General features: G+C 51.2%; 8 protein-coding genes. 7 read left to right on the forward strand and 1 reads right to left on the reverse strand.

Translation table 11 applies throughout. From position 1 onward, the window contains the following. The first annotated feature begins 47 nt into the window (after positions 1–47). The 7 genes from OCV63_RS04730 to OCV63_RS04760 all read left to right on the forward strand — a co-directional run bounded on the left by OCV63_RS04730 (position 48) and on the right by OCV63_RS04760 (position 8,647). On the forward strand, positions 48–1,055 hold the full coding sequence (locus tag OCV63_RS04730; protein ID WP_158362426.1) for a deoxyguanosinetriphosphate triphosphohydrolase: 1,008 nt from the start codon (positions 48–50) through the stop codon (positions 1,053–1,055). A 12-nt stretch (positions 1,056–1,067) separates the two neighbouring features. Continuing rightward, positions 1,068–2,837: a DNA primase gene (gene dnaG / locus OCV63_RS04735; protein WP_158362428.1), complete on the forward strand. Its 1,770-nt coding sequence runs from the start codon at positions 1,068–1,070 to the stop codon at positions 2,835–2,837. A gap of 38 nt (positions 2,838–2,875) precedes the next feature. Next, entirely contained in the window at positions 2,876–3,988 is a 1,113-nt protein-coding gene (rpoD, locus tag OCV63_RS04740; protein WP_158362430.1) for an RNA polymerase sigma factor RpoD, read from the forward strand. 4 nt (positions 3,989–3,992) lie between these two features. Beyond that, positions 3,993–4,691: a tRNA (adenine(22)-N(1))-methyltransferase gene (locus OCV63_RS04745; protein ID WP_158362432.1), complete on the forward strand. Its 699-nt coding sequence runs from the start codon at positions 3,993–3,995 to the stop codon at positions 4,689–4,691. 118 nt (positions 4,692–4,809) lie between these two features. After that, positions 4,810–5,580: a Nif3-like dinuclear metal center hexameric protein gene (locus OCV63_RS04750; protein ID WP_158362440.1), complete on the forward strand. Its 771-nt coding sequence runs from the start codon at positions 4,810–4,812 to the stop codon at positions 5,578–5,580. 86 nt (positions 5,581–5,666) lie between these two features. Further along, entirely contained in the window at positions 5,667–7,328 is a 1,662-nt protein-coding gene (locus OCV63_RS04755) for a nucleoside kinase (RefSeq protein ID WP_262670644.1), read from the forward strand. A 59-nt stretch (positions 7,329–7,387) separates the two neighbouring features. After that, positions 7,388–8,647: an SH3 domain-containing protein gene (locus OCV63_RS04760; RefSeq protein ID WP_262670645.1), complete on the forward strand. Its 1,260-nt coding sequence runs from the start codon at positions 7,388–7,390 to the stop codon at positions 8,645–8,647. A gap of 131 nt (positions 8,648–8,778) precedes the next feature. Here the strand turns inward: OCV63_RS04760 and OCV63_RS04765 are convergent, their stop codons facing one another. Beyond that, positions 8,779–10,353, reverse strand: coding sequence for an IS1182 family transposase (locus tag OCV63_RS04765; RefSeq protein WP_158362445.1), 1,575 nt, complete (start codon positions 10,351–10,353; stop codon positions 8,779–8,781). Between the last annotated feature and the right edge of the window lie 94 nt (positions 10,354–10,447).

The following is a 10,447-nucleotide window of genomic DNA, read 5'->3' on the forward strand; positions in this document are numbered from 1 at the left end:
AGGAAAATTGATAACCATTCAGTATCGCATCATAAAGAGGTGGATATATGACCATACGGGAAAGTACGGAACAGTGGGAAAGCGATTATTTAAGTCCTTATGCTTCTCTGAGCAGAAATTCCAGGGGGCGGGATCGATATGAGTCGCCCTGCGATATCCGACCGGTCTATCAGAGGGATCGGGACCGGATTCTGCACTGCAAGTCTTTCCGGCGTCTGAAGCATAAGACGCAGGTCTTTCTGACGCCCCGGGGCGACCACTATCGCACCCGCCTGACCCACACCCTGGAGGTCTCCCAGATAGCCAGAACCATGGCAAAGGCCTTACGCCTCAACGAGGATCTGACCGAAGCCATCGCCCTTGGCCATGATCTGGGACATACGCCTTTCGGACATGCGGGCGAGCGGGTTTTAAACGACCTCTGCAGTACGGGCTTCACCCATTATGAACAAAGTGTCCGGGTGGTGGAGAAGCTGGAGAAGAGCGGCAAGGGCCTGAATCTGACCTGGGAGGTACGGGACGGCATCCGGAACCACCGGACCAGCGGGCACCCGTCTACGCTGGAGGGAAAGCTGGTGCGCTTCTCCGATAAAATCGCCTATATCAATCACGATATCGACGACGCCATCCGGGCCGGAATCCTGGAAGAGATGGATATTCCGAAGGAATATCGGGATATCCTGGGCAGTACGACGAGAGAACGGTTGAATACCCTGGTACACGACGTCATTTCCCAGAGTATGGGAAAGCCGGATATCTGTATGTCGGCGGAGGTGGAGGGAGCCATGCATGCGCTCCGCAGCTTCATGTTCAGCAATGTGTACACGAATCCCATCGCCAAGGGCGAGGAGGTTAAGGCCCGGAATATGCTGGAGGGTCTGTTTTCCTATTATATGGAGCATCCGGAAGAGCTTTCGGATGAGTTTAAAGCCATGCTGGCCAGCGGCCGGGATCCCCTGGAGATCGTGGTGTGTGATTACATATCCGGTATGACGGACCAGTATGCGATTTACAAGTTTGAAGAATACTTTGTTCCAAAGGCATGGAACGCATAGGTGGCAGAATAGATGTATTATGCAGAAGAATTGATCGAGGAGGTACGCTCGCGAAATGACATCGTGGATGTGATTTCCGGGTACGTGCGGCTTCAGCGGAAGGGTTCCAGCTATTTCGGGCTCTGTCCCTTCCACAGTGAGAAGTCTCCGTCCTTTTCGGTGTCGCCGGGCAAGCAGATGTATTATTGCTTCGGCTGTGGCGCGGGCGGCAATGTCTTTACCTTTTTAATGGAATATGAAAATTATACCTTCCCGGAGGCGGTGAAGGTACTGGCCGACCGAAGCGGCGTGGATTTGCCGGAGGTGGAATACTCCGAGGAGGCCAGACGCCAGGCGGACTTGAAGAGCCGGCTTCTGGAGATTCAGAAAAAAGCGGCGAAGTATTATTACTATCAGCTCCGGCAGCCCAAGGGCCGCGTGGGGTATGAATATCTGAAAAACCGAGCGCTCACCGATGAGACCATCCAGAAATTTGGACTGGGTTATTCGGGACAGCAGACGAAGGAGCTGTATCAGTACCTGAAGCATGAGGGCTATTCGGACGCCCTTCTGAAAGAGTCAGGTCTGTTCAGCATGGACGAGCGCAGCGGCGTCTACGATAAGTTCTGGAACCGGGTTATGTTCCCGATTATGGACGCCAATCACCGGGTCATCGGCTTCGGAGGCCGGGTCATGGGCGACGCGAAGCCCAAGTACCTGAACTCGCCGGAGACGAAGATTTTCGACAAGAGCCGGAACCTGTACGGGCTGAATTTCGCCCGCAGCTCCCGGAAAGGGAATTTGATTATCTGCGAGGGCTATATGGACGTGATTGCCCTCCATCAGGCAGGCTTCAGCCAGGCGGTGGCGTCTCTTGGCACGGCCCTGACAGCCCAGCAGGCGATTCTTATGAAGCGCTACGCCGACGAGGTGCTGGTGACCTACGATAGTGACGAGGCCGGGACCAAGGCGGCTCTCCGGGCGATCCCGATTCTGAAAGAAGCGGGGTTGACCATGCGGGTCATCAATATGAAGCCTTATAAGGACCCTGATGAGTTTATCAAAAATATGGGCCAGGAGGCCTTTCAGCAGCGTATCGACGAGGCTCAGAGCAGCTTCCTTTTCGAGGTGGAAGTGCTGGAGCGGCAGTATAACTTAAAGGATCCGGCTCAGAAGACGGCCTTTTTTGACGAGACATCGAAGAAGCTTTTGGGCTTTTCCGACGAAATCGAGCGCAATAATTATATTGAAGCCATCGCCGCCAGATATGGCATTGGCTATGAGGCTCTCAGGCGGAAGGTCAATCAGCTTGGCCTGACTTTGGGCGGACAGGCACCGGCTCCGCGTCCCCGGGACGTCTCTTCTCATAAGAAGGAGAAGGATGAGGGAACGGCGGCGTCCCAGAAGCTTTTGCTTACCTGGATGATTTCAGACGAAGCTTATTTCCGGGTGATCCGGCGCTATATCAGCCCGTCTGACTTCAACGTGCCGCTGTATGCCCAGATCGCACAGATGCTGTATGAGCAGCAGGAGCAGCAGGGAAAATTAAACCCGGCAGGGCTCTTGAGCCGTTTCGAAAACGCAGAAGAGCAGCGGGAGGCGGCAGCCGTATTTAACGCCCGGTTAAAACAGGTGGAGACCAAAGAGGAAACCGAGAAGGCCTTGCAGGAGACCATTTACAAAATCCGGCAGGAAGCGTTGAACCGCAAAGGAAAGGAGCTTGCGCCCACGGACATGGCGGGCCTGCAGAAGCTCATACAGGAGCGGCGGGAGCTTCAGAAACTGCATATTTCACTGGATTAAGGATAAAATACTAACAAGTTATGGAAGGATGGAACAACATGGAAGAGAACGCAGCAAAGTTTGAGGAGAAATTAAAAGAGCTTCTGGTAATGGCCAAGAAGAAAAAGAATATTCTGGAGTACCAGGAGATCAGCGACTTCTTTGCGGAGTTTGATCTGGATCCGGATCATATGGAGAAAATCCTGGAGTATCTGGAGGCCAATAATATCGACGTGCTTCGGATTACCGGCGACGGGGACGAGCCCGACGACGCTTTGCTTCTGGCAGAGGATGACGACGATGTGGATGTGGAGCAGTTAGACCTGTCTATCCCGGACGGCGTCAGCATCGAGGACCCGGTTCGGATGTATCTGAAGGAGATCGGTAAGGTTCCCCTTCTGAGCGCCGATGAGGAGATTGAACTGGCGAAACGCATGGAGGAAGGCGACGAGGACGCCAAGAAGCGTCTGGCTGAGGCAAACCTCCGACTGGTGGTCAGCATCGCGAAGCGTTATGTGGGCCGCGGCATGCTGTTCCTGGATCTGATTCAGGAAGGAAACTTAGGCCTTATCAAAGCGGTAGAGAAGTTCGATTACCGAAAAGGATATAAATTCAGTACCTATGCCACTTGGTGGATTCGTCAGGCCATCACGAGAGCCATCGCCGATCAGGCGCGGACCATCCGTATCCCGGTGCATATGGTAGAGACCATCAACAAGCTGATCCGCGTATCCCGTCAGCTGCTGCAGGAGCTGGGCCGCGAACCTACTCCGGAGGAGATTGCGGCAGAGATGAAGCTGCCGGTGGAGCGTGTGCGTGAGATCCTGAAGATTTCCCAGGAACCGGTTTCTCTGGAGACGCCTATCGGTGAGGAGGAGGACAGCCATCTGGGCGACTTCATTCAGGACGACAATGTGCCGGTTCCGGCGGACGCCGCGGCATTCACCCTGCTGAAGGAACAGCTGGTGGAGGTGTTAAGCACCCTGACAGACCGGGAGCAAAAGGTTCTGCGCCTGCGTTTCGGCCTGGATGATGGACGGGCCCGGACATTGGAAGAAGTTGGAAAGGAATTTAATGTAACCCGTGAGCGAATCCGTCAGATTGAGGCGAAGGCCCTTCGGAAGCTGCGTCACCCCAGCCGCAGCCGGAAGCTCAAGGATTACCTGGATTAGAAAAATGAATATTTCAAGACGACTGAACCGACTGGCAGAGCTGGTCACTGAGGGCAGCCGGCTGGCAGATGTGGGAACAGATCACGGATATGTTCCCCTTTGTCTTTGCAGGGAGAAAAAAATCCCTTCGGCGATAGCCATGGATATCAACAAAGGCCCCCTGGAGCGGGCAAAAAGCCATATTGCTGAGGCAGGACTGACGGCGTACATAGAGACAAGGCTTTCCGACGGACTTCACGAGCTGAAACGGGGAGAAGCAGATACGGTGCTGATTGCCGGCATGGGCGGGGCCCTGATGATGCGGATCTTAAGCGAAGGAGAGCCTGCGCTTACCGGCGTCCGGGAGCTGGTACTACAGCCCCAGTCAGAGATAGGAGACGTGCGGCGGTGGCTTGGCAGCCACGGCTGGCATATCATAAAAGAAGACATTTTGCTGGACGAGGGGAAATATTATCCCATGTTCAAGGCAGTGCCGGGAGAGGCGGAGGACTATACGGAAGCAGAGTACCGCTTCGGAAAGCTGGAAATGCAGGAATCGCCGGAGGTGCTGGCAGATTTTCTGCGAAAGAGACTGGAAGTGAACCGGCAGATCGCGGCGGGACTTCCGGAGAACGGAGAGGAACGGATCGCGGCCCGGCGGGCGGAAGTGGCGGCGGAAATCAGGTTGCTGACGGAAGTACTGCAAGGTATCGAAAATCTGTAAAAAGGAAAGACTTACAAAATTTGGAAATATAAGGTTCACATATAAGATTCAAAGCTTATAGATGCTTTTCTTCAAAGCGTAATAGAGTGAACAGTAAAAGAACAGGAGCATAAGAGTCATGAGATGTCAGGATATTCTGGAAAAAATCGAGGCGCGGTATCCGCGGAAATATGCCTGTGACTGGGACAATGTGGGTCTGTTGGCGGGCAGCCGGGAGCGGGAGGTGGACACAGTCTACATCGCCCTGGACGCCACGGACGAGGTGGTGGACGCGGCAGCGGAATGTGGCGCGCAGTTACTTCTGACCCATCATCCGATGATTTTTGGCGGCATCAAGTCGGTGACCACAGACACTTACATGGGCGAGCGGCTGATTCGCCTGATCCGAAACGATATATCCTATTATGCCATGCATACCAATTATGACGTGATGGGAATGGCGGATCTGGCGGCGGATATGCTGGATCTGAAAGATACAAAGGCGCTGGAGGAAGTGCTGGACGGCGAAGGCATCGGCCGTGTGGGCGGGCTGTCCCGGAGCATGACTGTGAAGGAGTGCGCGGAGCTGGTGAAGGAGCGCTTTGGCCTTCCCAATGTGAAGATTTTTGGCGAGCTGGAAAAGCGCGTACAGCGGGCGGCCATCTGTCCGGGTTCCGGAAAAAGTGACGCGAAGCAGGCACTGAAGCTTGGCGCAGAGGTGTATATTACCGGCGATATCGATCACCACACCGGCATTGATATGGCGGACTGCGGCATGGCGATCATTGACGCAGGCCATTATGGGATAGAACATATCTATATCGGGGACATGGAGCAGTTTTTGAAGAAGCACTGTCCGGAACTGACGGTATATACGGCGCCGATCAGGCAGCCGTTTCAGGTGCTGTAAGAGATAACAGATAGAATAGCGGATAGTTCAGGGCAGTTGCAGGTGAAAAGAACGACTGTCTGTGTAAAAATATGGAGGTGCGGCATATGAAAATGGTAAAAGTAAGTCTGAACGGAAATACATATGAATATCCGGAAGGAACCAGGTATCTGGAAATCGCGGCGGATATGCAGAAAAGTTATCTCCACGATATCGTGCTGGTATCTGCCAATAAGCGTCTGCGGGAGCTGAATAAGAAGCTGTATGAGGACGCGGAGCTTAGCTTTTACACCACGGCGGACACGGTGGGAGCGCAGTCCTACCGGCGCAGTCTGACCATGCTGCTGATGAAGGCTATCTACCGGGTGGCAGGCCATGAGCATGTGACCCGCGCCCAGGTTCATTATTCTTTGAGCAATGGCTATTACTGTACAGTGGAGGGCGACGTGAAGGTGGACGACGCTTTCCTTGCGGCGGTGAAGGCGCAGATGCAGGAGTATGTGGCACGAAAGACCCCCATTGAGAAGAAAAATGTAGCTACTGACAAGGCACTTCGCATCTTCCACAACCATCGGATGTACGATAAGGAGAAGCTGTTCCGGTACCGCCGGGCGTCCCGGGTCAATATCTACAGTATCGGAGAATTTGAAGACTATTATTACGGCTATATGGTGCCGGATACGAGTTATCTCAAGTATTTTGAACTGCACCCTTACGATGAGGGCTTTGTGCTCCAGTTCCCGACTGTGTCAGAGCCGGAGAAGGTGCCGCCCTTCGTGCCTCAGAACAAGGTGTTCCGGGTGCTGAAGGAGTCCGCCAAATGGGGGGATCTGCTGGGTATCTCTACGGTCGGCGATCTGAATGACTGCATCTCCCAGGGCGGCCTGCATCCGTTGATTATGACCCAGGAGGCCCTGCAGGAGCGGAAAATTGCGGAGATTGCAAGCCAGATTGCGGCGGATCACAGCCGGAAGTTTATCATGATCGCGGGACCGTCCTCTTCCGGAAAGACCACATTTTCCAGAAGGCTGTCTATCCAGCTTTCCGCGGCGGGCCTGAAGCCCCATCCCATTTCCGTGGACAATTATTTCGTAGAGCGGGAACAGACACCCCGGGACGCGAACGGCGACTATAATTTCGAGTGCCTGGAGGCCATGGACATCGAGCTCTTCAATCAGCAAATGTGCGATCTGCTGGCGGGAAAGACGGTGGAACTGCCGTATTTCAATTTCAAAACCGGGAAGAAGGAGTATAATGGCGACTATCTGACTATGGGCGAGGACGACATTTTGGTCATCGAGGGGATCCACTGTCTGAATGACAAGCTGTCCCACAGCCTGCCCCGGGAGAGCAAATTTAAGATTTACATCAGTGCGTTGACGCAGTTAAATGTGGATGAGCACAACCGGATTCCAACCACGGATGGCAGACTGATCCGCCGGATGGTCCGCGACGCGCGGACACGCGGAGCCAGCGCAGCCCGTACGATTTCGATGTGGCCTTCTGTCCGCAGAGGAGAGGAGGAGAATATCTTCCCCTATCAGGAGGAAGCGGATGTGGTGTTCAATTCCGCGCTGATCTATGAGCTTTCGGTATTGAAGCAGTACGCGGAGCCGTTGCTTTTTGGTATCGACCGGGAGGCGCCGGAATATCTGGAGGCGAAGAGACTGCTAAAATTCTTGGATTATTTTCTGGGTGTGGACAGCACCAATATCCCGGATAATTCCCTGGTACGGGAATTTATCGGGGGCGGGTGCTTCCGTCTGTAAGCAAAATAATTCCAGAAAATGGGAAAACAGAACTTTGAAAAATGCAGGAGAACTTACTTATGAAAAAGAAAAACCTTATGAATGTTCTCGCAGTAGCTGTCACATGTGCTATGCTCGCTGGTTGCAGTCAGCAGGCCGACACTACCGCACCTACGAAAGCAGAGGAAGAAACGATTGACACAGCAGACACCGAAGAGGTAGCTGAGGAGCCGGAAGAGGTAAAGGAAGCGTCCTACCTGTTATCCATTACCGCAGCGAATGAGGATGGAACCTACAGTGCCTGCGACGCAGAGAAGACAGATTATACGCTGACTTTGGACGAGACTTTCCCGGAGGAGCAGAAAGAGCTTCTGGTTCCGGAGGCGGTCGTTACCGTAACAGGTCCGGAGGACTCCCTGGCAGATACCGAGAACGGTAAGAGCTTTACGATTACCGCGGTGCAGGCCCAGGAAGGGGACACCGAGGATTCCCTGGCGGTGAAGAGAGCGGGATTCGAGAAGGTCAACGGCTTCGCAGTTGATGATTCCGTAATCGGAACCATGTACGCCAAGCAGTCCGTGAACGTCCGCAAGGGACCGTCCACCGACTATGAGAAAATCGGAAACCTGTCATTCGCCCAGGAGATCAACGTAACGGGTGCCGCAGATAACGGCTGGTATCAGTTCGACTTCGACGGCCAGAAGGGTTACGTCTCCAACAAGTACGTGGCCATGGAGAAGCCGGAAGCCAAGGCGGTTGCTTCTACCGGAACATCCGGCGGCGGAAGCAGTGCAGCGGCAAGCAGTGGTGGCGGTGGTGGATCCGCATCGGGTTCTGAATTTTATGTTGTATATTCAGAAGCTGAGATGGACGCAGCGCTCAACGCAGGCGACCTGAACACTTACATGGAGATGCAGCGCAAGAACCTGGCAGCTGCCAGTGGTGGAAGCAGCAGTTCTTCTTCCAGCAGCTCATCAAGCTCCAACAGTAGCAGCGAAAGCACAGAGAAGAGTACATCGACTTCCAGGGAGTTTGTGGACTACATGAACCAGAAGAGAGCAGAGGCTGGACTTCCGGAATTGTCTTGGAGCGATTCACTGGCATCTACGGCTTGTGAGAGAGCGGAAGAGATTGTTTCAGATTTCTCGCATAGCGGTATGAGAAATTGTTCGGAAGAGATTTGCCATAAAAATACGAGCGGAAGTGTATCAAGCTGGTATAATGGATTTTATAATTCCAGTGGTCATAGAATGGCTATGATGACGGATTTGAACACTCAGACGGCGGCGGCGGTTTGTAAAGCTGGTAACATGTATTATGTGGTGGTACTGTTTGATTAAAGAATAGGAGAGGGCGTGTGAAAAAATGAGAAATCATTTTTTACACGCTCTTTTAGACTAAAAAATTATAAACGAAGTAGTCTCTAAAAGCGCATTTCCCCCTTACCCCATAAATTTGTTGATTTTCAAATCTATGCAGCTGATTTTATTTTCATCTGTTTGTTGTGGAATTTATAAAGATTGTGTCCCAGTGAAACAAGGTATACTTCAAGTTGAACAGATTTTATCCCTCTTCGCACAATCCGTTTATACCAGCGGTCATTTTTTATAATACCAAAAGTACCTTCTGCCTGGATGGAACGGTTCATTCTAAGCAGCGCACCTTGGATACTCTCAAGGTTTTGAATCACTTCCTGATGCATCTTTGTTAGTTCCTGATTGACACGCACGGTACGGTTTCCCTCTCCCTTTTTACATTTTTCCGCGTAAGGACATCCACTGCAGTCTTCGCACTGATAGATTTCCTCTTCCCGTCCATACGCGTTTCCTTTTATTTCCTTACGGTACTGCAAATGGAATCCCTTTCCGTTAGGGCATCGCATTTTTCCATCTCCGTCGATCTTGAAATTAACTGCCCGGAATGGGTCTTCATGATAGTTTCTGTCGGTGGTTTCTTTCTTAAACATTGGGAATTTCATATATTTTTCCAGCCCATTCTGTTCACAGAAAATATAGTTATTATACGAGCCGTAACCGGCATCCGCTACCGGATATTTGGGGTAGAATCCATAAATATCATGGAACTTATTCATGAGGGGGATGAAACAGTCCATATCTGAACGGTATTGGTTCACATCAACAACCGCTATATACTCATCTGCCACACCGACCTGGACATTATACGCCGGGAGCAGCTGGTCATTTCCCAGATAGTCCTTTTTGATTCGCATGAAAGTAGCGGAATGATCAGTCTTGGAATAGCTATTGCGTCCATCTCCACAGATTTGGATCTTTTCTACATAGTCATTCAGCTTTGACAGATATTCCTGAAGTTTTTCATAATGGCGCTGCTGGACTGACTTTCGATGTCCTTTCCCAGCGACAAACGTTGTTTCATCCAACTGCCAGATTTCTACGTATTTCGATGCGGCTTCCTTTAGGTATTCTGGCGAGTATTCCGTATTAATACTGAACTTTATCCCCGTGTATTGAAGCTCAAGATTAATTTCCTGAAACAGGGAAGTGATCTTCTCAAACAGGCGGTATCTGGATTTTTCAGTCGCTTTCTTCCATACCCAGGAATACTTGTTTGCGTTGGCTTCAAACTTAGAACCGTCAATATATAAATGTTGCAGGTCCGTATGTTCTTTCTCAAAAATTTTTTGATTGATATCACAGAATAGTTTCTCAATAGACTCGCTGAGTATCTCATTGATAAAATATCCAAAAGTCCGATAGGATGGGACTTCATGATCCATCAGATACATGAACCTTAGATTCACTTTGCAGCTGTCTTCCAGCTCACGAAGAGAAACATATCCATTTGTCATAAATCCGAACAGGATTGTTTTCAGCATACTAACCGGGTTATACCGAAGTCTTCCCACCTCATGTTTTGGGATTTCCTTCAGGTATTTCTCCAAATCGATTTCTCCCATAAATCGATCAAATGTCAGCACCGGATCACAAATGTCCAGATAATCTTGAATTAGTATTGGCAAAACTGCCTGTTTGGGGTTAGAATAAGTGTGTGTTATTTTTTTCATTGCAGATTAATTTTAACACAAAAAGAGGACCTTGGATTCATTATGAATCCTTGGTCCTTCTTTTTTATAGGTTATGTTTTTTCACAGCCCCTTT

Origin of the sequence: Laedolimicola ammoniilytica, assembly GCF_025567165.1 — a bacterium.
GTDB lineage: Bacteria > Bacillota > Clostridia > Lachnospirales > Lachnospiraceae > Laedolimicola > Laedolimicola ammoniilytica.

Excerpts from the sequence above, each read along its gene's own strand:
- OCV63_RS04750 (WP_158362440.1), top strand. The coding sequence starts at position 4,810 with ATGAGATGTCAGGATATTCTGGAAAAAATCGAGGCGCGGTATCCGCGG.
- OCV63_RS04760 (WP_262670645.1), top strand. The coding sequence starts at position 7,388 with ATGAAAAAGAAAAACCTTATGAATGTTCTCGCAGTAGCTGTCACATGT.
- OCV63_RS04745 (WP_158362432.1), top strand. The coding sequence starts at position 3,993 with ATGAATATTTCAAGACGACTGAACCGACTGGCAGAGCTGGTCACTGAG.
- dnaG (WP_158362428.1), top strand. The coding sequence starts at position 1,068 with ATGTATTATGCAGAAGAATTGATCGAGGAGGTACGCTCGCGAAATGAC.
- OCV63_RS04765 (WP_158362445.1), bottom strand. The coding sequence starts at position 10,353 with ATGAAAAAAATAACACACACTTATTCTAACCCCAAACAGGCAGTTTTG.
- OCV63_RS04755 (WP_262670644.1), top strand. The coding sequence starts at position 5,667 with ATGAAAATGGTAAAAGTAAGTCTGAACGGAAATACATATGAATATCCG.
- OCV63_RS04730 (WP_158362426.1), top strand. The coding sequence starts at position 48 with ATGACCATACGGGAAAGTACGGAACAGTGGGAAAGCGATTATTTAAGT.
- rpoD (WP_158362430.1), top strand. The coding sequence starts at position 2,876 with ATGGAAGAGAACGCAGCAAAGTTTGAGGAGAAATTAAAAGAGCTTCTG.